The organism is Acidimicrobiales bacterium, from assembly GCA_036378675.1.
Taxonomy (GTDB): domain Bacteria; phylum Actinomycetota; class Acidimicrobiia; order Acidimicrobiales; family Palsa-688; genus DASUWA01.
Map to the genome: position 1 here is coordinate 1 of DASUWA010000053.1, position 19403 is coordinate 19403.

The window sequence follows — 19403 nt, forward strand, 5'->3', positions numbered from 1 at the left end:
GCCTTCGGGTCGGTACGGGTCATCGTCGACCCGACCAGCGCCAGCCTGCTCCAGGGCGCCACCTTGGACTTCAAGGATGGCCTACAGGAAGCCGGGTTCAGCATCAACAACCCCAACGCCAGCCGGACCTGCGGCTGCGGCAACTCCTTCAGCTGACCGGCTTCGGAGCCGTCGCCTCGCACGGCTCCGCCCAACACCCAGACCAGCCCGTCCCACGCAAGTGGGTGTGACCTGAGCGTCCACTTCACCCTGGACGGCCGTCCCGTCGAGGCTCCGCGCGACGACGTGTCGCTGCTCAGCGCTCTGCGGGAGGATCTCGGTGTTCGCGAGCCGGTCAAGGATGGTTGCAGCCCGCAGGGCCAGTGCGGTTGCTGCACCGTGCTCGTCGACGGGTCCCCCCGGGTTGCCTGCGTAACGCCGGTGCGGCGCGTGGCCGGCCGGTCGGTCGTGACCGCCGCCGGCCTGGAGCCCGAGGTCCAGCGCCGGCTGGTGGACGCGTTCGTCCGGCACGGCGCCAGCCAGTGCGGCTTCTGCACGCCCGGGATTCTCTGCCGGCTCGCCGCACTCGGGTCTTCACCGGACCGGGAGAAAGTCGAGACGGCCCTTCTCGCCCACCTCTGCCGGTGCACGGGGTGGCGGACGATCGTCGATGCCGCGTGCGACCAAGGGTCACTGGGTGCGGGTGGCGCCGGCGGGGCCGACCGGGTCGCCGCGTTGGCGTTTGGGCGTAAAAACGAGCAGTCCAGCGCGCTTTCTCACACCCAAACGCAAAACTCACGCCCAAACGCCGCGGAGGCTGACCCGGTGGCGACCCCTACTGCCCCCTTGCCCTCCTCGCCCCGCTCGACCCCTTCTGCCCCCTCGCCCCGCTCGACCCCTTCTCCCTCCTCGCCCCGCTCGACCCCTTCGCCCTCCTCGCCCCGCTCGACCCCTTCGCCCTCCTCCCCCCCTCCCTCCCCTTCGCCCGCCGAGCTGCGGGCCGCGCTCGAGGGAGGCGTACCCCAACACGCCGGCCGCCACGTGATCGTGGGCGCCGGCGGTTTCGCCGACGACAACGCGCCGCCCGGTTGCCTCGTCGCGGTCCCCGACATCGCGGGCGGGTGGGCTGTGGGCGAGACACTCGAGGAGGCCCGGGCCGCGTCGGGGAGGATCCAGGGGCGCCGGAGCGGCCTAGCGCTCACCTACCCTATCGACGTCCCACCAGGAGCAGGAGAGTGGGACATCACCTTGCAGACCACGTGGGTCGAACCGGCCTACCTCGAACTCGACTCCTCCTGGTGCGAGCCAGGAGGCGCACCGGCGAGCTCGGTAGCCAACGGCGGGGCTTTCGGAGGAAAGCTCGACTCGATCGCCCCGGCCGCGGCGCGGAAGCTGGCCGACATCCACGGCCGACCGGTTCGGGTGATCCTGTCCCGAGAGGACTCCGTGCGGCTCGGTCCCAAGCGCCCGCCGATCGCGGCCGGGTTGTTAGCCGATGGGAGCGGAGTGATGAGGATCGCGGCCACAACCCAGGCCGGCCTGCACGAAGCGCCGGCCGCGGCCACCGACTTCGCCCACATCTCCAGCGCCATCAGCACTTTCGCGCCCCACCTCAAACTCGAGGAAACCTCACTCCACGGCCCTCGAGTCTCGACCAAACTAAGGGCGTCCGGATGGGCCGAGGCGGCGATCCTGATCGCCGCCGCCGACGCACTCCGAGAGGGTCGGGTGCCGGCCGGCGCTCCCGCAGAGGCCTCCGCCGCGGTACTCGCCCCGAACGGCGCCGGCGCCAGCGCCGAAGTCTCGGTCGACGCCGGCGGGTGGCCCTCGGCCGTCACAGTCGCCGTCTCATGCGGCCCGCCCCTAGACGAGGTGACCCTGCGTTCGTTCGCGACGGGGGCGGCGCACATGGCACTCGGATGGGTCTGTTCCGAGGGCATTGCAGTGGGCGAGGACGGCGTGCCCACCGATCTGACGATCCGGTCTTTCGGCATCCTCAGAGCCCGGGACACGCCCTCCATCCGAGTCGAGATCGTCGCCCCAGAATCCACGGCGCCGCCCGCCGAACCGGTCAACGGGTCGGACGCGGTATTCGCAGCCGTCGCTGCGGCGACCTGGATCGCGCAGGGCCTACCGTCGCGCTGGCCCACACGCAGAGGGAGGACCAATTGACCCCGCCACCTTCCGACTCGCCCACCCCATTCTCCGACCCGGCTGCCACGCCACCTTCCGACCCGCCCATCCCATCGTCCGACCCGGCCAGCCCCAAGCCGCTCGGTCCTTACACTCCGATCGTTCAGGCGGGCGACTGGCTGATCTGCAGCGGTCAGATCGGCCAGAAGGACGGCGTCCTCGCCGACGGAATAACAGCGCAGGTCGCACAGGCAATCGAAAACATCTCCGCCCTCCTCGCCGGCGCCGGCTCCTCGCTCGAAAGAGTCGTCAAGACAACAGTGTTCCTTGCCGACATCGGTGATTACCCGGCAATGAATGATGCGTATGTCCGTGCCTTCCCCAGCCACCGCCCCGCCCGATCGGCCTTCGCGGTTGCCGCGCTTCCCATGGGTGCCTCAGTGGAGATCGAGGCGTGGGCGTATCAAAAATGAGCCCGGCAGGACAGGAGTAGCAAGGCGGTCGAACGAAAAGGTGCGGTATTAGAGACATGAGTGGCGCCGCGTCGGCCGACCCGGCGGTCCGCCAATCGGCGGGGGAGGCCGCCTTAACGGCCGGGGTGCAGATCCGCCTCTTCCGGGATCTGGGGGAGATGGCGGAGGCGGAGACGCTGTTCGAGCGGGTGTGGGGACCCGGCGGCGTCACCGTTCCCCTGCTTCGAAGCCTCGCCCTCACCGACAACTACGTCGCCGGCGCCTGGGCCCACGACCAGCTCATCGGAGCGTCGGTGGCGGTCATGTCGGCGGGGCTCGGGCGGCGGACCTGCCACCTGCACATCATGGGAGTCCTCAGCCCTGCGCAGGGCTCCGGTGTCGGCTTCGCTCTCATGTCGCATCAGCGCGTGTGGGCATCCGAACGTGCGATCGACGAGATCACCTGGATGTTCGACCCATTGGTTCGGCGCAACGGATGGTTCGCGACCGTCAAGGTGGGCGCCAAGGCCGTCGCCTACCACCCGGACTTCTTCGGTTATCTCAACGACCCTGTCAACCGTTGGGACTACACCGACCGGTGCCTCGCCCGCTGGGACGTGAACTCGGGTCCGTCGCCCACCAGCGAGCCGCCGGAACTGGAACCGGACAATGAAACGCTGTTGATACTGGCCGAGGACGAGTCCGGGCGGCCGGAACTGGCCGAGTCGTCCTGGCTCCAAAACCCACCGGAGACGTTGCTGTGCCAGGTCCCGCCCGATACCCACGGTCTTCGGCAGACGAACCCGAAACTCGCGCGTGAGTGGCTTTCCGCGCTCCGCGGCACCCTCGGGCGCGCGATCGATGCCGGCTACGAGGCGACGTCGATGACCCGAAGCGGCCGGTACGTCTTGACCCGCACCCGGGACTGAGAGCTCACGAACCCCAGCGGCTCTGACCGAAGCGGTACCCGACTGACCGGACCGTCGAGATCAGGTTCGCCTGCTCATCGCCGAGCTTGGCCCGCAGCCGACGGATGTGCACGTCCACGGTCCGTGCCCCGCCGTAGTACTCGTAGCCCCACACCCGCGACAGGAGCGTCTCGCGGGTGAACACCTTGCCGGGGTGGGTGGCGAGGAACTTCAGCAGCTCGTACTCCATGTAGGTCAGGTCGAGCGGTTTGCCGGATAGCGCCGCCTGATAGGTCTCGAGGTTCAATACCAGTGGGCCGTACTCCACCAGCTCCGGCCGTGTGCCTCTCCCAGTCCGCCAGAAAAGATGCCCCAACCGGGTGTCGAGCTCCTGTCCCTGCCAAGGCGCGACGCAGAAATCGTCGAAGAGGTCCTCGCGCAGGTTCAGCTCCTGAAGCTGCGACACCGACGCAATGAGCAGCAACGGCGCCAACGGAATGTCCCGCTTGCGCAGACTGCGGCACATGGCGAACGCTCCCTCGGGGTCGGCGTCGGCGCAGACGATCGCCCCCGACCACCCGTCATCCGGTTCGTTGCGCTCCGCCACCTGAGGAGAGGCGACCGACTTCCACGTATAACCGCCGAGATCGAGAGCCTGCGCGAGTAGCGGCGGAGCAGGATCGGGAAAAATGAGTAGCGGCTCCACGTTCCGGCCTCTTCCCCTTACAGCGAGGTGAGATACCGGCGAAGTTCGAACGCCGTGACCTCGGCCTTGTAATCAGCCCACTCGGCCCTCTTGTTGCGGACGAACCACTCGAACACGTGCTCTCCGAGGACCTCCGCCATGAGCTCCGACCGTTCGAGCGCGTCGACCGCTTCGGACAACGATCCCGGGAGCGCCTCTATATCCTCCGCCATCCGTTGCGCCGGCGACAGCTCGTAGAGGTTGGCCGCGGCCTCTGGTGGTAGTTCGTAGCTCTTCTCGATCCCAAGGAGACCGGCAGACAGCACGGCGGCAAACGCCAAGTAGGGGTTGGCCGCCGAGTCGGGTGCCCTGTACTCGATGCGAGTCGAGTCCCGTTTGCCCTTCTTGGTGGGGGGCACGCGCACCAGCGCAGAGCGGTTGTTCCGGGCCCAGGAGATGTACACGGGCGCCTCGTAGCCGACGATCAGCCGCTTGTAAGAGTTGACCCACTGGTTGGTCACCGCGGTCAGCTCCCTGGCGTGGGTGAGCACGCCGGCGATGAACCTTCGCGCGACCGAAGACAGGTTGTACTCGTCTGAGTCGTCGTAGAAGGCGTTGGAGTCCCCGTCGAAGAGAGACATGTGGGTGTGCATGCCAGAACCCTGCACCCCATGGAGAGGTTTGGGCATGAACGTCGCCATCACCCCGTGCCGGGCGGCGATCTCCTTGACGACCATCCGGACGGTCATCACCGTGTCTGCCATCGTCAACGCGTCGGTGTAGCGCAGGTCGATCTCGTGCTGGCTGGGAGCGTCCTCGTGCTGGCTGTATTCGACCGGTATCCCCATGTCCTCCAGCGTGAGAACCGTCTCGCGGCGCAGCTCCGCGGCGAGGTTGTTCGTCGTGAGGTCGAAATAGGAGCCTCTGTCGAGAGGCACCGGTACCGACCCGTCGCTGATCGAGCCAGCCGGAGGGGCGAAGTAGAAGTACTCCAGCTCCGGGGCGACGAAGAACGAAAACCCCAGGCTCCTTGCGCGCTCGAGAGACCTCCTCAGCACGTGACGCGGGTCGCCTTCGAACGGGGTCCCGTCCAGGTTGACGACGTCGCACACCACGCGAGCCACCGGGGCGCCGTCAGTGAGGTACGGCAGCAGCTGGAAGGTCTTCGCGTCCGGCATCGCCAGGACGTCGCTTTCCTGCACCCGGCTGAACCCGTCGATCGTCGAGCCGTCGAAGGTCATCCCCTCCTCGAGGGCATTCTCGAGCTCGGCAGGCGTGATCTGGAATGACTTCGGCGTCCCGAGCACGTCGGTAAACCACATCTGGATGAAGCGGACTCCCCGCTCTTCCACGGTGCGCAACACGTAGTCCTGCTGGCGTTCCACGACCACAAGGTTAGGTGGCGCCAGGGACCGTATTCGCTAGGGCTGCCCGTGGCTTCTCCGGTTGTCACACAGCGTTCACATTTCCGAAAACGTGCCTTGACCAGCCCGTGCAATGATGTCGCCCCCGAAGGCCCGGACTCCGGGCGACGAATCAGTCACAGCCATAGGAGCACCTACGTGAGCATCAAGGCCGAGTACATCTGGATCGACGGCACGGAGCCGACGGCGCTGCTGCGCTCGAAGACCAAGGTCCTGAGCGAGGGCGGCCCCGTCGACACTCTGCCGATCTGGGGGTTCGACGGTTCGAGTACCAACCAGGCCCCGGGCAAGGCTTCCGACTGCGTCCTGAAGCCGGTGTTCTCATGTCCCGACCCGATCCGGGGTGGCGACCACATCCTCGTGCTGGCCGAGGTTCTGCTTACCGACCTCACGCCCCACCCGACCAACACGCGAGCCTCGCTCGTTGATCTGGTCGCCAAGTACGCCGAGCAGGAACCGCTGTTCGGGATCGAGCAGGAGTACACCCTTTTCAAGGGGAGCAGGCCCCTCGGCTTCCCGGACCACGGTGGATACCCGGCGCCGCAGGGTCCCTATTACTGCGGTGTCGGAGCGGACGACATCTATGGCCGTCCACTGGTCGAGGCGCACCTCGACACGTGCCTCAAGGCCGGCCTGAGCATCTCCGGCATCAACGCCGAGGTCATGCCGGGACAGTGGGAGTTCCAGGTCGGCCCGCTCGGACCGATCGAGGTGTCGGACCAACTGTGGATCGCGAGATGGATCCTCCACCGTCTGGGTGAGGACTTCGACATATCGGTCACCCTGGATCCCAAGCCGGTTCGCGGCGACTGGAACGGAGCCGGATGCCACACCAACTTCTCGACCAACAAGATGCGCGACTCTTACCAGGCGGTCATCACCGCGGCCGAGGCTCTCGGCAGCAATCCCGACGAGCACATCGCCGGTTATGGGCACGGCATCGAGGACCGCCTTACGGGCCATCACGAAACCGCGCACTACACCGAGTTCACCTACGGGGTGTCAGACCGCGGCGCGTCGGTCCGGATCCCGTGGCAGGTGGAGAAGGACGGCAAGGGCTACATCGAGGACCGCCGCCCGAACGCCAACATGGACCCGTACCTGGTCACCAAGTTGATCGTCGGCACCTGCTGCGCCGCCTTGGCGTAGGGCGCGGACGCGATCGTCGTGATCGAATTATTTGGCACCTGAGCGTCGAGATCGGCCGTTTTGTGGAATGAACTGTACGAATTTCCTTCGGGCACCCTGCCACAAAAGCATCCGACTCGACCTTGACATTCCACAAAAGGCGCTGCTGAGTTCCGTGCAGGCCTGGGAGCCGATCTGACCTCAGGCCGGCGAGGGCCGCCACGCCGGAGTCGCGGGCCAGACGCTCCTTCTGCAAGACTGCGGTCCGGCGGTGGCGAGGGCCACCGCCCGTTCTCCTCAACGGGGGTTGTTATCGGATGGGTTTCGCCAAGCGCACGCCGGAAGAGGTCCTGAGCCTGGTTCAGTCCGAGGGCATCGAGATCGTCGACTATCGCTTCTCCGACCTGCCGGGTCTCATGCAGCACTACTCCTTGCCGGCGCACGAACTGACGCTGGACAGCTTCGAAGAGGGGTCTGGGTTCGACGGCTCGTCGATCCGTGGATTCCAGGAGATCCAGGAGTCCGACATGCTCCTGGTCCCGGATCCGAATACCGCGGTCATCGACCCCTTCCGCACTCACAGGACGCTGAACCTGAATTGTTTCGTCCGTGACCCCGTCACCGGGGAGTCCTACTCACGCGACCCCCGCTACGTGGCCAGGAAGGCCGAGGACTACCTCGTCTCTACCGGCATCGCCGATACCGCTTACTTCGGACCCGAGGCCGAGTTCTTCATCTTCAACGACATCCGATTCGATCAGAACTCCCACGAGGGCTATTACCACATCGATTCCGTCGAGGGCATCTGGAACTCCGGTAAGGACGAAGGACCGAACCTGGGCTTCAAGCCGCGATACAAGGAGGGTTACTTCCCGGTCCCCCCGATGGATCACTTCCAGGACCTTCGCTCCGAGATGATCCTGACCATGGAGAAGCTCGGCATCGAGATCGAGATCCAGCATCACGAGGTCGGCACCGCCGGCCAGGCCGAAATCGACATGCGGTTCGACACGCTTTCGGCGATGGCGGACAAGCTGATGCTCTACAAGTACGTGGTCAAGAGCGTCGCTCGCTCCCACGGCCTGTCCGCGACCTTCATGCCGAAGCCGATCTTCGCCGACAACGGCTCGGGCATGCACGTGCACTCGTCGCTGTGGAAGGGCGGGGAGCCGCTGTTCTACTCGGAGCTCGGGTACGCCGGACTTTCCGATCTGGGCCGTTGGTACATCGGCGGGTTGTTGGCCCACGCGCCGGCGATCCTTGCGTTCGCCGCCCCGACCACCAACAGCTACAAGCGGTTGGTTCCCGGATACGAGGCGCCGGTCAACCTGGTTTACAGCCAGCGGAACCGTTCGGCGGCCTGCCGCATACCTCTCTACTCGAAGAGCCCGAAGGCCAAGAGGGTCGAGTTCCGGTGCCCCGACCCCTCGTGCAATCCGTACCTCGCTTTCTCGGCGATCCTCATGGCCGGGGTGGACGGGGTTCTGAACAAGATCGAGCCGCCCGATCCGGTGGACAAGGACCTTTACGACCTTCCCCCCGAGGAGCTCGCCCAGGTCCCGACCGTTCCGGGATCGCTCGAGGACTCGCTACGCGCGTTAGAGACCGACAACGACTTCCTCCGCGCCGGCGGCGTCTTCACCGACGACCTGATCGAGACCTGGATCTCGTACAAGCGTGAGCACGAAATCGATCCCGTCCGGCTCCGCCCGCATCCTTGGGAGTTCATGCTCTACTACGACATCTAGGCAAAAAGCCTTGTAGTTGTTGGGCCCTAGGCGCTTCTCGGATGGGCGTCAGGATGGAGACTTCTGGCTAGGGTCGTCCAGGTAGATGGGCGTCCTGCCTTCGCGTCGCGCGCGGATCATCTCCTCGAAGTTTCCGGTGAGGTTGCGGACGTAGAGCTGGGAGATCCCTTCATGGCGCATGTGAGATTCAAGGCTTGCTGAGTCGAGGCCAGCCCAAAGCACCCGCTTCGTTAGCTCGACGCCCACCCGGCTCCAACCGGAGATCCGGGCTGCCATCTCGTAGCACACCTTTAGTAGCTGGTCGCCAGGGACCACCTGTGAAACGAGCCCGATCCGCTCGGCCTCGATGGCGTCCACGTCCCGTCCCGTGAGCATGATCTCGAATGCGCGCGAGGATCCGATTGCCCGAGGGAGCAGGTAGCTCAAACCGAGTTCCGACGACGACAGCCCGTTGTTGATCCCGGCCGCTCGGAAATAAGCACCGTGCGAGGCGACACGGATATCGAACGCGAGCGACAGGCAGAACCCACCACCGATGGCGGCTCCGTTGATGGCGCCGATCACGGGCTGGTGCATCTTGCGAATCGTGAGGATCACGTCGTCGAGCAACTCCATTGCCCGCAACGAGATCGATGGAACGGTCAACCCATCGATGTTCGGGATCCGACCAGAATCGACGAGATCCGCCCCTGAGCAGAAACCTCGACCGGCACCCGTTACGACCACGACCCTCGTGGAATTGTCAAGGTTGATGTCCTCGAGCGCCTCGCGAAACGGGATCATCACGTCGAAGGCCATCGCGTTCATGCGCTCGGGCCTGTTGAGGGTCACCAACGTCACGTCGGGACGCGGTCGTTCGATCAGGAGGAAGTCGGCCATGAGCAGGCCAAGTTAGCGCCAGAAGGCAACTGGTTACGCCGAGCGGAACCCTTCAGCGACGATCACGTAGAAGCGTCCACCGAACAGGATCTCTCCTCCTACTTCGTCAGCGAGGACCTGAGGATCGAAATGTCGGCGGAAGATGTGCCATTGGCTTCCATCCGGCAAAGTGCGGTGCTGCCAGTGTTCCGCGGGGACTCCCTCGGGCCGTCCGGCATCGAGAATGACGAGCTCTGAAGAGAGTCGTTTTGCCTCGTTCAGCAATGTGGCTCTGCTGTCCGGTTCCAAGAGGCCGTATATGTGGGTGGCGAACACCCGAGAGATCGATCGGTCGTGCACCGGCAGATGCATAGCATCGGCGCGAACGGCAGGGACCGTCGGGCATCTACGACGGATTGTCAGAAGCGCCGATTGGCTTTGGTCGAGTGCGACGCCCCATCCGGGTAATAGGTCGGTGAAGGTGCCGGGTCCCGCGCCGACCTCCAGGAACGAGACAGGTGGGAGTGAGGCGAGGACGCGTTCGACGTCGTGGGCCTCCGAAGCGATCTCTTGCTCCGACACCTCCACCCCGAGTCCCTGCCAGTAGCTGACCGCGTTCGCGAGTCCGGGAACCCCCTGGGCAACTCGACATTCGTAATAGTCCCATAGGTCCCGCTGAGTCATCGCGCTGGCTCAGTGGCTGGTGTGCGTCTGCTCAGGATGCCGGTGCGCGTGGTGATCATGGTGATCATGGCCGTGATCACCGTGGTGATGTTCGTGCTCGTCGTCGGGGCCGCCGCCCATCATGCGCAACATAGGGATCCCACCGGTGCGAACGAATCGAAAGACGAGGGCTGCGGCGAGCAATAGGAACACGATGTTCAGCACCGTGGTGTAGTTCCAGTGGATAGAAGCCTCGATGACCTTGGCGTGACGCGCAGTCGGCACAAGCCCCGCTGCGTCGAACAGGAACTCGATCGCGTAACCGGCCAAGGCCATCGTCGCGTAGAAGACGGCAAGTATGAACAGCATCATCCGGGTGCCGTAGTACTTCCGGTAGATGGCCAGGATCGGGATGATCAGCAGGTCCGCGAAGATGAAGGCAACCACACCACCGAAGCTGATCCCACCGTTCCATAAGACGGCAGCGAGTGGGACGTTCCCGATCGAGCACACGAAACTCAGCAGGCTCACGATCGGGCCGATCAGGGGCCCCCAGGCTTTCGCCACCGCTGAGTTCGACGTGAAGAAGAGGTGACGCCAGAAATCGTTTGGTACCCATGCGGCGACGGCTCCGGCGATGAGAAGCCCGATGACGATGTCTCGCAAGACGGCTGCCCATTCCATAACGAAGATGTGCGACACCGAAGTGGCACCGTTGGCTGAAAGCAGCCGCTTCCCGAAACTTGCGTCCCCCCGTATGGACATGTCCATGGCGGCGTGACCCTCCATAGACCCCGCCAGCGCCCGATCGGCCTGCGTGTGTGCTTCGTCGAGCAGGCGTTGGCGGAGGAACAAGCGAAACGCCAAGGCCACCAGGACGATCATGATGGGTCCGCCTACGAACTCGGCGAGGGTGAACTGCCAGCCGATCAGAAGTGCGAGGATGATGCCGAGTTCGATGACCAGATTGGTCGAGGCGATCTCGAACGCCATCGCCGACGTGAAACTCGCCCCCTTGCGGAACAGGGCTCGAGCGAGCGCGACGGCCGCGTAGGAGCACGAGGACGATGCAGCCCCAAAGGCCGTCGCAGTTGCGATGCTCTTCGGCTGGTCGCTGCCGAGCAACCGTACGACCGTGCCTCGCCGGATGACCGCTTGCACGACCGCGGACAGTCCGAAACCGAGGATGAGAGCCCAGAGGACCTCCCACGTCATCGAACCGGCTATCCCGAGCGCGTGGCCGATCGCGTGGATGGCGCTCATGGTTCGTCAGGAGGTTCGTCAGGAGCCGACGGCGCCGCAATGTTGAGCAAGTCACGCAGGCAATGCTCCAACAACCGATGCGGGAAGCCAGGCGCCAGCGAGTAGAAGACGAGTCGTCCCTCTTTGCGGAACGTCACGAGGCCGGCGGTGCGGAGCATCCGGAGGGCGTAGGAGGCTGCGTCCTCGCTTATGTCCAGCGCGAGCGCTATATCCCCGACGCAGAGTCGCTCGACGCCGGAGAGCGCGAAGAGGATCCGTGAGCGAACCGGATCGGCCAGCAGTCCGAGCAGGCCAGCTAGCCGGCCCGCGTCGTCGGGGGATATCAACGCGTCCCGGGTAACTTCTACAGCCTGGGCGTCGACGGGATGGTCGTGGTCTAGCGAGCTCACGTCGCCAGCATATCCGCATATTCTCACGGATGTGCGGAGAATATGCCACAGGCTCCTGCTAGACCCGCCGGCGGCGCCACCGGCGGAATTTCATGTCTACTGGGTAGACTTAAGGAACTATAGTTCCCTTTCTCTACCCAGGTCGCAAGATACAGCGTCAACCTGATGGTCAATCGGGGTGCCGAAACCCCTCTGGCCTCCCTCCGAAACGCGATCGGCGCGGAGGCGGGCACGCTAGGCGGGCCGAGAACTCCCCTAGAGCTGGTGGCAGTCGGCCGGCCCGTTGGGGGCGTACCCGACCTGGATGTGCAGCCCGCCGGGCCCGTTGACGACGACGCATGCTGGCGGCGCGGTCGTTGCCGCGTGAGGCTTCGCGCTCGCACCGGGCATCAGCAGGTACAACCCGCCGCCAACCGTCGCGGCTGTCACCGCTACCAGAACTCGACGCTTCATCGTCTTCCTCCCCTAGGGCCCCAGCGCGAACGCCCCAGAGGAGGATATATAGGCCGCATTGGGACTGTCGAGCGCCAACGGTCGCTAACGGCCCAAACCCGACGAATCCCTACCGAGCGCAGAGCCAGGACAACGGTCGCGAGTTCTCCTTATGAGAACGGCGACCAGCTGGAGGTGCGCAGGAGACGGCTGGTCCACTGGTCTCGGACCTCGAGCGCGTCGTGCATCCAAGTGCCGGGAGCCTTGAACTTGGCCGGGACTGCGGTGGTGAACAGGGCCAGCAGAGCCTGGTTGTCGACCACGCGCTGCCAGAGCACGATCTCGCGACGCCGGCCGGTACCGAACGACGGCTGAAACGCCCCGACCATCTCGAGGAGCGGGTTGGGCCGTCGAAGGCTCGGCGCGTACTGGTTGCCGGCCTTGGTGATGTAGTCGTGAACCATTCCCTCGTGGGGATATGCGGTGTCCTCCATGTAAAGGACGAGGTCATGGGAGACGGGCTCGACCGGAACCGATGTCAAGTCGATCTCCTGCAGGCCGGACCACGGAAGCGGCCTGAGGAGTTTGGACGTCGAGTCATGTCGAAGCCGGTCAACCTTGCCTGCCCAGTCCCTCAAGTCGCCGTCGTGGATTCGGTCGGCCAGCCGGCGCCATGCTTCGGCGTCGCGGAGGGCCGTGATGGTGATCACGTTGTACGCCGCGCCAGTGCCATGCACGTGGTCGAGGTACCAGAGAAGGCGGGCGTCATCGGTCGAGGCGAGCTTTTCGATGTAGCCCCCGGATCCTCGGTATGCCTCTTCGAAATCATCCTCGTGACGGCCGATGACGCTGTGAGTTTCGTGCAGCAGCAGGGTGCCCATGCGGGCAGAGTCTGATGGAAGCAATCTCCTTGCGACAAGTGACAGGGCTTAGACTCCCGGCGTGCCGAGGGGGGCTCTGTCAGAAGAATCAGAAGAAGTAGTCAGTCCACAATCTGACGCGCCGCCGAAAGTCCGATCGGACGAAGCCGACGAGTCAACATCGGCAGCGGTCGTGGCAGACAAGGCGCGCCCCGGTCGGACCGTGGCCCTGGTGATTTTCCTGACAGGCCTCGTGGTAGTGGGGCTCCTCACTTGGGCCTCGTGGCGCTCATTTCAAGACAACGAATCCCGGCTCCTTGCTTCCCACGCCAAGGAAGCCGCGCAAGTAATCAACGCCGCGGTGCCAAGCGTCCAGACGCCTCTGGCCGCGGCAGCGGAGCTGGCGGATGCGACGGGGGGCAACCGGAACGACTTCACCGAGTTCATCCAGTCGTTCGTCGGCAAGCAAGCGCCCTTCGTGTCAGCATCGCTTTGGCGCCTCGACGAACCGACAGCCGGGCCGCTGGCCGTCGTCGGTGCCAGCCCGATGCTGGCGGACAAGCCCGGTCGAGCGGAGGATTTCTTCAGTCGCGTCAGCCGCACCTCGACTCTCGGCGTGACCGACTTGCTGGAGGGACCGTCGCGACGGCTCGGGTATGAGTACCACTTCGCCAACCGAGGACCGTTCGCCGCTTACGCGGAGGCGGCGCTTCCGGCCGACCGCCGAGCGACGATAGCCCGCAACGCAGCCTTCTCGGAGTTGCACTACGCGATCTACCTGGGCAACGGCACTGAGGCCGCCAACCTGTTGACAACCGATTCGACACAGCCGCTCACCAAGTCCACGCACTCGAAGGTCGTGGTGCCGTTCGGCGACAGTGCGCTGACCCTCGTCTTTTCTCCGCGCGGTACTTTGGGTGGCGCCCTCGCGGCGGACCTGCCGTGGATCATCGCCGGCGCGGGAGTCGTGTTTGCTGCCGGAGCGGCTCTAGCCGCGGAGACCCTGCAGCGCCGTCGGCGTCGCGCTGAGGACCTCGCCGGCGCGCTCGACGTGGCCGCCGCCGAAGCGAGAGCGCTCTACGCGGAACAGCGCTCGATCGCGCTCACGCTGGAGCAAGCCCTTCTTCCTGAGTCGCTGCCTCAACTCGAAGGTCTCGAGGCGGGGTGTCGCTACGAGCCGGGAACCATGGGCGTCGAGATTGGCGGCGACTGGTACGACCTTGTTCCCCTCGGCGACGGCAGCGTCTTCTTCGCTATTGGTGACGTGTCCGGGCGGGGCGTCCGGGCCGCGGCTGTGATGGCGCGGCTTCGCTTCGCGATGTTGGCATACGCCGACCAGGGCGACCCGCCCGACGAGGTTCTTCGGAAGCTTTCCTCGCTGCTACACATCGAGGACAGCGGGCACTTCGCGACGGCCCTATGCGGCCTGATCCGAGCGGATCGCCACGAAGTGGTCGTTGCCAACGCTGGGCACCTTCCGTTCCTGGTTCTCGACGGGAGTTCCTCGAGGTTCATCGTCGAGGACGTCGGGCCGCCCATAGGTGTCACAGAGCACCCCGTTTACCGGGTTGCCACGATCCACGTTCCGCCGAGGGCGACTCTGCTCGGGTTCACCGACGGCCTGATCGAGCGCAAGGGCGAGTCCATCGACGTCGGCCTCGGTCGCCTCGGCGTAGTTGCCCGGAGCAACCAGCATCTGTCACTCGACGCGATGATCACGTCGGTTGTCGAGGAGCTCACCCGTGAGGGCACGGATGACGACGCAGCGATCCTTGGTGTGCGATGGACGACCTAAACGCGCCTCTGAGCGTCTCCACCACGGATACACCAGCGGGCCCGGTGATAACGGTCGGCGGCGAGTTGGACGCTTCGAACATTGACCGGTTGCGCTCGGAGGTCGATTCCCAGCTCGCCAGTCGCCCGGAGACGCTGAAGTTCGATCTCTCGGGAATCACCTTCATGGACACCAGTGCGATCGCGTTGCTGATCTCGACCACGAAGACCGGCGTTCCCGTACGTATCCTGGCCCCTTCGGTTCCGGTAAGGACTGTCATCGAGATGACCGGACTCGCCGATGTCCTGGTCATGGAGCCATGAGATCGGTTCGGCGCTACCGCCCGCGGGCGCAGGCCATTCCGGCCGCCCGGCATCACGTAGCTGACGTTCTGGACGGTTTCGATCCCGACGACGTATACGCAATTCAACTGATGGTTTCGGAGCTCGCCACGAACTGCGTGCGCCACGGCGGTACGCCTTTCGACCTCGTGATCGACGTCCGGCCGCAGGAGGTACGCGTGGAGGTCACCGACGTTGGACCCGGCACGCCGAGGGTGCGCTCTCCCGGCCCGACCGACCCAACCGGGAGAGGCCTGAAGATCGTCGATAGCCTTTCTCATCAGTGGGGCGTGGAAACCGGCCCAGCGCATCCCGGCAAGCGAGTTTGGTTCACCTACCGGATTTGATCCTCGCCCACGAGCCTTCGATCGACGGCTTCGGCTTCGATGTCCAGGCGGCGCAGCAGGCCCGGGACGATCTTTCGCTCCGCGGCCGGCCCGATGAGAGGAACGGCGACATTGAGCTCACCCGAGAGGGTGCGAACAGTCAAGCCGCCCTGACTCGAGAGGCGGAACTCAGCTACCCCGTGCAAACGCTTCGGGTCCGCCTGAGCTTTGAAGTTGAGCGATCCCGATCCAGCCGACTGATCTACAGAAATCTGCTGGATCCAAGCGAGTCGGTTGCTGCCGAGCAGGCGACGCGCCATCGGGTCGAGACTGCCGACGAACTCGTATCGCAGCGTCATCTCCGCTCGAGGCCCGTTCACCTGGTGGTCGAGGAGAACCGGCTGCCCCAAATCCGGTAGACGCAGGTTGATGTAGAACTCCGGATCGGAGAGTAAAGCGGCGACGGCATCCCGGGTTCCGTGAAACCGGTGCTCGGCCTCGAATCGCATACATCTAGTCTGGCCGGATTATGAACGCCGAGCCTTCCCGCACGCTGCCCAGCGTTTCGATCGGTCAGGGCAACCCGCTGGTGCTGCTGCACGGATTCGGAATGAAGCCCGAGACCTACCTGCCCCTCGCGCGAATCCTGTCGGATCGGGCACGCGTCATCATCCCGGCGATATTTGAACTCGAAGGTCCCTGGACCTCCCGTCGCGCCTTGACCCAGCTTCGAATGACGCTGGACTACCTGGAAGTTGACAAGTTCAGCCTTCTCGGCCACTCCTTCGGCGGTGGGCTAGAGCTCGAGCTTGCCTGCGACATGAAGGACCGGGTCATGGAATGCGTGTTCGCCGACACCCTTGGAGTCAAGGAGCGATTTGGCTTGGCGCAAGAGGCGCTGCGCCACCCGGCACGCATCCTGGCCATGGCGACCCCGCCGGCTGCTTCCGCCTTCATTCGGTCGATCGTCGGCCATCCCGCGCAGATGCTTGCGTCCGCGATGTGGGGATTCGCCAGCGACCGGGAGCCGTACATTCATATGTTGGCGGCCGAAAAAGTTCCCTGCCATGTGATGTGGGCCAGCAGGGACAGCCTGCTGACTCGTCAGGATGGACAGGAGTTCGCACGTCAGCTGAACGCAACCTTCACCGTCGCGTGCGGGCAGGTTGTGGACCACGACTGGATGTTCGACGATCCCGAACTGTTCGCCACCCACCTGTATCAACTGAATCTCAAGGTGTTCAGCTGATCCTTCGTGATCACGGCGGACCTGCCCAGTCCGAGTGAGGGTCCGAGGCGGGGAAGGACTCGACCTCAGCTTCATCAATTTGGTCTTCCTTGCGTGCGTTGCGAAGCCTGTCGGCCATTGCGATCGCCTCGGCTGTCAGCTCGTCCAGGCTGGACAAGACGAGGTCGGCTCTCGAGAGCGCCTGCCCGTCGGGTGGGTAATGCGGGTTCGGGACGGCGACCACGCATGTGGTCGCTGTAGACGCGGACCGGATGCCGTTCGCCGAGTCCTCCACGGCGGAGCATTTCGAGGGCGGGACCCCCAGCCGCCGTGCCGCCTCGACGTAGACGTCAGGGGCTGGCTTCCCCCTCGGCACCTCCTCGGAGGACACCGTTGCCGCGAAACGATCGACCAGACCCGACAGCTCGAGCACCGTGTCGATGACCTCCCGGTTGGAGGACGAGGCGAGACCGAGCGGCCACGTCTGCGAGATTCTCTGAACTGCCTCGACCGCACCGGGAATCAACGGAAGCCCACCTCGATAGGACGCCAGGAGCTTCTGGAGCACTCCCGCAACGATCTCGTCTGTCGAGAGGTCGACGCGGGCTCGATCCCTGAGGTAGGCGGCCCACTCTTTCGAGCTCATCCCCTGCATTGCTTGGGTCGCCCCTTCGGGCCAGATCCCTTGGTGCTCCTCAACCGTCTCGCGGCGTGCCTGATCCCAGAGTTGCTCGGAGTCCATGATGACCCCGTCGAGATCGAAGATCACCGCGTCGATCACTGCTGGATTATCGCGAACCTTGGGCGGGCCGCCCTACGCATAACCGGCCCTTCCAAAATAGGATCTGCGTCGGTGGACCAGTCTCCGATCGAACGGATCCTTTCGGCGGTCGACCGCCTCGACGTGGACGGGGCGGTTGCGACGCTTACGGATGACTGCCGCATGATGTTGGTGGACGGACAACGTGTTGCCGGCCGCGACCACGTAAGGACCGTACTGGCAGACTTCTTTGGCGGGCTCAGATCGACTTCGCACAAGGTGATCTCCGAGTGGCATGAGGGTGACACCTGGATCGCGGAGATGGAAGCCAGCTACGAGCTGAGGAACTGGCTCCTGGTGGAGAGAGTTCCGAGGGCCATGTTTCTCCGTCACACCAGCGACGGGGTCAGCGACATCCGCTTCTATGGAGCTCATGAGCGGTCGATAATCGATCGGGGCGGCGACCCCGACGCGATGCGCATAGGCGGACGCTGGATCCCGCCTCTCTAGGCCGGATTACACGCATCGAGAGGCCCTCGGATGTACAGGCTCACTGGCTGATGGCCACACCAGCCTCGCCTGGTATCGGCATCTCGACCGCCGTGGGCGAGCCGAGCCCGGAAGCCTCCATCATCTCTGCGAGCGCGGACGGGACCTCACCGGCCAGAACCCAGACGTCTGGAACCAGGTCGGGGTCGACGTGGATTCCGAAGTCAACGCGGTCGAGGTAGCTGAACACGGTCACGTTGAGTCCCATGCCTTCGAGGATCACCGAGCTTGGGAAGACCGCTACGACCTTGCCGCCGCACATGTAGAGCGGAATGTTCGGTCCTGGCACATTCGAAACCACGGTGTTGACGCGGAGTGGAATGCGCGACATCAGCGACGTGCGGTATATGGTGCGGATCGCCGTTCCGAGTATCAGAGGCGACGCGACCTCGCCGATCGACTGGATCTCCCGGGCGCCTATGGCGTTGCGCATGGCCTTCGCGCTTTGAGTTGACCTTCTGATCGCCTTCAGGCGTTCGATCGGATCGGCGACGTCTGTAGCGAGCGACACGAACATGTTGCTGATCTGGTTGTCGAGAGACGTGTCCCCCTGGGGCCGGGTCGAGACAGGCACGGCCGTGACGAGCGGGCTGTCGGGGAGCTTGTCGTGCTTTTCGAGGTAACGCCGCAACGCGCCGGCGGCTATAGCCAGAACGACGTCGTTCACCTTGGCTTCGTGCTGGACCTTCAGGGCATGGACGTCGGACATCGATACCGACGCGAAGGCAAGCTCGCGACGTGGGCCTATCGGCGCGTTGAACGGCGTGACAGGTGCGCGAAGGATGGCGCGATTCTCCTGATCGGACCGGATGCTGTTGATAGCTGCGACTCCCTTGCCCAGAAGTCCGGTGAAGTAGCGCGTCAAGTGCAACGGCCTGCTCGGCTGGGCCATCAACGTCCGGCCGATCAGCTCCGCATCCCCGGGTTCGGGACCGGCTTTGCTTTCCTCGGGCGACGGCAGCGGAGCCAGGGGTGCGGTCGCGTCCGGTTCGATGTCCAGCAGCACGGTCGCGAGGCTCGCTCCGGCGACCCCGTCCAGCAGGCAGTGGTGATATTTGAGGAAAACGGCGATCTTTCCGCCGGCGATTCCCTCGATGAACCACATCTCCCAAAGCGGCCACCGCCGATCGAGCTGCGAGCTCATCAAGGTGCCGACCACTTCGCCCAGCTCCTTCGCGCCCCCGGGTGACGGTAGCCCGATCCGCCTCAGGTGGCGCCGCACGTCGAATCGGTCGTCGTCAACCCACATAGGACGGTCGAGACCGAACGGTGTCTCCTTCAGCTTCCAGGTGAACTTAGGGGCGTACGGAATTCGGTCGGCCACCTTCATTACGAACTCGTCGAAGGTTATGGTCCGGTCCTGCGGGTCGATGATGCTCAGGCCGCCGACGTGCTGGTGCCAGCTGGGCGTCTCGAGAGAGAGAAACAGCGCATCAGTACCACCGAGTCGCTTCAATGGAAGAACTCCTTCTCTTTAAGTAGCTATTAAGTGGCGCTAGCCCC

The 19403-nt window shown here is 64.7% G+C and carries 22 protein-coding genes; 11 read left to right on the forward strand and 11 right to left on the reverse strand.

The window, feature by feature from the left end:
- From VFZ97_16315 to VFZ97_16330, 4 genes are all read left to right on the forward strand, one after another.
- A partial coding sequence (locus VFZ97_16315; protein ID HEX6394998.1) for an iron-sulfur cluster assembly accessory protein occupies window positions 1-156 on the forward strand: 156 nt, incomplete at its 5' end.
- Window positions 157-231: 75 nt separating this feature from the next.
- Window positions 232-2151, forward strand: a complete 1920-nt coding sequence (locus tag VFZ97_16320) for a 2Fe-2S iron-sulfur cluster-binding protein (GenBank protein ID HEX6394999.1) — start codon at window positions 232-234, stop codon at window positions 2149-2151.
- The gene (locus VFZ97_16325; protein ID HEX6395000.1) at window positions 2148-2585 is read left to right on the forward strand and encodes a RidA family protein; all 438 of its coding nucleotides are present in this window, start codon (window positions 2148-2150) and stop codon (window positions 2583-2585) included. Before VFZ97_16320 ends, VFZ97_16325 begins: the two co-directional genes overlap by 4 nt.
- 56 nt (window positions 2586-2641) lie before the next feature.
- On the forward strand, window positions 2642-3493 hold the full coding sequence (locus VFZ97_16330; protein ID HEX6395001.1) for a hypothetical protein: 852 nt from the start codon (window positions 2642-2644) through the stop codon (window positions 3491-3493).
- Between the two features lie 4 nt (window positions 3494-3497).
- On the opposite strand, the gene VFZ97_16335 is transcribed toward VFZ97_16330, so the two are convergent.
- Both VFZ97_16335 and glnA (VFZ97_16340) read right to left on the reverse strand, forming a co-directional pair.
- Window positions 3498-4178, reverse strand: a complete 681-nt coding sequence (locus VFZ97_16335; protein HEX6395002.1) for a response regulator transcription factor — start codon at window positions 4176-4178, stop codon at window positions 3498-3500.
- A gap of 17 nt (window positions 4179-4195) precedes the next feature.
- Window positions 4196-5542, reverse strand: a complete 1347-nt coding sequence (gene glnA / locus VFZ97_16340) for a type I glutamate--ammonia ligase (protein HEX6395003.1) — start codon at window positions 5540-5542, stop codon at window positions 4196-4198.
- 177 nt (window positions 5543-5719) lie between these two features.
- Here glnA (VFZ97_16340) and glnII point away from each other — a divergent pair, with 177 nt between their 5' ends.
- A complete protein-coding gene (gene glnII / locus VFZ97_16345) occupies window positions 5720-6730 on the forward strand; it encodes a glutamine synthetase GlnII (GenBank protein ID HEX6395004.1) in 1011 nt (336 codons plus the stop codon).
- Between the two features lie 296 nt (window positions 6731-7026).
- Entirely contained in the window at window positions 7027-8457 is a 1431-nt protein-coding gene (gene glnA / locus VFZ97_16350) for a type I glutamate--ammonia ligase (GenBank protein HEX6395005.1), read from the forward strand.
- A gap of 48 nt (window positions 8458-8505) precedes the next feature.
- Here glnA (VFZ97_16350) and VFZ97_16355 read toward each other — a convergent pair whose 3' ends face one another.
- The 6 genes from VFZ97_16355 to VFZ97_16380 all read right to left on the reverse strand — a co-directional run bounded on the left by VFZ97_16355 (window position 8506) and on the right by VFZ97_16380 (window position 12943).
- Entirely contained in the window at window positions 8506-9336 is an 831-nt protein-coding gene (locus VFZ97_16355) for an enoyl-CoA hydratase (protein ID HEX6395006.1), read from the reverse strand.
- Between the two features lie 33 nt (window positions 9337-9369).
- Window positions 9370-9999 carry a class I SAM-dependent methyltransferase gene (locus VFZ97_16360; protein ID HEX6395007.1) on the reverse strand — a complete coding sequence of 210 codons (630 nt, stop codon included), beginning with the start codon at window positions 9997-9999 and terminating at the stop codon, window positions 9370-9372.
- A 9-nt stretch (window positions 10000-10008) separates the two neighbouring features.
- Window positions 10009-11241: a permease gene (locus VFZ97_16365; protein ID HEX6395008.1), complete on the reverse strand. Its 1233-nt coding sequence runs from the start codon at window positions 11239-11241 to the stop codon at window positions 10009-10011.
- Window positions 11238-11630 (reverse strand): metalloregulator ArsR/SmtB family transcription factor, encoded by a 393-nt coding sequence (locus tag VFZ97_16370; protein HEX6395009.1) that lies wholly within the window; start codon window positions 11628-11630, stop codon window positions 11238-11240. Before VFZ97_16370 ends, VFZ97_16365 begins: the two co-directional genes overlap by 4 nt.
- 255 nt (window positions 11631-11885) lie before the next feature.
- Complete coding sequence (locus VFZ97_16375) at window positions 11886-12083, reverse strand: hypothetical protein (GenBank protein HEX6395010.1); 198 nt, start codon at window positions 12081-12083, stop codon at window positions 11886-11888.
- Window positions 12084-12232: 149 nt separating this feature from the next.
- Window positions 12233-12943 (reverse strand): hypothetical protein, encoded by a 711-nt coding sequence (locus VFZ97_16380; protein ID HEX6395011.1) that lies wholly within the window; start codon window positions 12941-12943, stop codon window positions 12233-12235.
- A gap of 211 nt (window positions 12944-13154) precedes the next feature.
- Between VFZ97_16380 and VFZ97_16385 the strand changes: the two genes are divergently transcribed.
- From VFZ97_16385 to VFZ97_16395, 3 genes are read left to right on the forward strand one after another with little or no spacing between them, the layout of a single operon-like run.
- Complete coding sequence (locus VFZ97_16385) at window positions 13155-14717, forward strand: PP2C family protein-serine/threonine phosphatase (GenBank protein HEX6395012.1); 1563 nt, start codon at window positions 13155-13157, stop codon at window positions 14715-14717.
- On the forward strand, window positions 14705-15019 hold the full coding sequence (locus VFZ97_16390) for an STAS domain-containing protein (protein HEX6395013.1): 315 nt from the start codon (window positions 14705-14707) through the stop codon (window positions 15017-15019). The genes VFZ97_16385 and VFZ97_16390 overlap by 13 nt, the downstream gene beginning before the upstream one ends.
- Window positions 15016-15384, forward strand: a complete 369-nt coding sequence (locus tag VFZ97_16395; protein ID HEX6395014.1) for an ATP-binding protein — start codon at window positions 15016-15018, stop codon at window positions 15382-15384. Before VFZ97_16390 ends, VFZ97_16395 begins: the two co-directional genes overlap by 4 nt.
- Here VFZ97_16395 and VFZ97_16400 read toward each other — a convergent pair.
- The gene (locus VFZ97_16400; protein HEX6395015.1) at window positions 15372-15872 is read right to left on the reverse strand and encodes a DUF2505 family protein; all 501 of its coding nucleotides are present in this window, start codon (window positions 15870-15872) and stop codon (window positions 15372-15374) included. The two genes, VFZ97_16395 and VFZ97_16400, sit on opposite strands and share 13 nt — an antisense overlap.
- Before the next feature lie 20 nt (window positions 15873-15892).
- Here VFZ97_16400 and VFZ97_16405 point away from each other — a divergent pair, with 20 nt between their 5' ends.
- Window positions 15893-16612 (forward strand): alpha/beta hydrolase, encoded by a 720-nt coding sequence (locus VFZ97_16405; GenBank protein ID HEX6395016.1) that lies wholly within the window; start codon window positions 15893-15895, stop codon window positions 16610-16612.
- 10 nt (window positions 16613-16622) lie between these two features.
- Here the strand turns inward: VFZ97_16405 and VFZ97_16410 are convergent, their stop codons facing one another.
- Complete coding sequence (locus VFZ97_16410) at window positions 16623-17372, reverse strand: HAD family phosphatase (protein ID HEX6395017.1); 750 nt, start codon at window positions 17370-17372, stop codon at window positions 16623-16625.
- Window positions 17373-17444: 72 nt separating this feature from the next.
- Between VFZ97_16410 and VFZ97_16415 the strand changes: the two genes are divergently transcribed.
- Entirely contained in the window at window positions 17445-17861 is a 417-nt protein-coding gene (locus VFZ97_16415) for a nuclear transport factor 2 family protein (protein HEX6395018.1), read from the forward strand.
- Between the two features lie 40 nt (window positions 17862-17901).
- Here VFZ97_16415 and VFZ97_16420 read toward each other — a convergent pair whose 3' ends face one another.
- On the reverse strand, window positions 17902-19356 hold the full coding sequence (locus tag VFZ97_16420) for a wax ester/triacylglycerol synthase family O-acyltransferase (protein ID HEX6395019.1): 1455 nt from the start codon (window positions 19354-19356) through the stop codon (window positions 17902-17904).
- Window positions 19357-19403 lie beyond the last annotated feature (47 nt).

What these genes read in the sequence shown, in the direction of transcription:
- VFZ97_16390 (HEX6395013.1), top strand. Translation starts at nt 14,705, where the DNA reads ATGGACGACCTAAACGCGCCTCTGAGCGTCTCCACCACGGATACACCA.
- VFZ97_16375 (HEX6395010.1), bottom strand. Translation starts at nt 12,083, where the DNA reads ATGAAGCGTCGAGTTCTGGTAGCGGTGACAGCCGCGACGGTTGGCGGC.
- VFZ97_16395 (HEX6395014.1), top strand. Translation starts at nt 15,016, where the DNA reads ATGAGATCGGTTCGGCGCTACCGCCCGCGGGCGCAGGCCATTCCGGCC.
- VFZ97_16355 (HEX6395006.1), bottom strand. Translation starts at nt 9,336, where the DNA reads ATGGCCGACTTCCTCCTGATCGAACGACCGCGTCCCGACGTGACGTTG.
- glnA (HEX6395005.1), top strand. Translation starts at nt 7,027, where the DNA reads ATGGGTTTCGCCAAGCGCACGCCGGAAGAGGTCCTGAGCCTGGTTCAG.
- VFZ97_16330 (HEX6395001.1), top strand. Translation starts at nt 2,642, where the DNA reads ATGAGTGGCGCCGCGTCGGCCGACCCGGCGGTCCGCCAATCGGCGGGG.
- VFZ97_16365 (HEX6395008.1), bottom strand. Translation starts at nt 11,241, where the DNA reads ATGAGCGCCATCCACGCGATCGGCCACGCGCTCGGGATAGCCGGTTCG.
- VFZ97_16360 (HEX6395007.1), bottom strand. Translation starts at nt 9,999, where the DNA reads ATGACTCAGCGGGACCTATGGGACTATTACGAATGTCGAGTTGCCCAG.
- VFZ97_16380 (HEX6395011.1), bottom strand. Translation starts at nt 12,943, where the DNA reads ATGGGCACCCTGCTGCTGCACGAAACTCACAGCGTCATCGGCCGTCAC.
- VFZ97_16400 (HEX6395015.1), bottom strand. Translation starts at nt 15,872, where the DNA reads ATGCGATTCGAGGCCGAGCACCGGTTTCACGGAACCCGGGATGCCGTC.
- VFZ97_16405 (HEX6395016.1), top strand. Translation starts at nt 15,893, where the DNA reads ATGAACGCCGAGCCTTCCCGCACGCTGCCCAGCGTTTCGATCGGTCAG.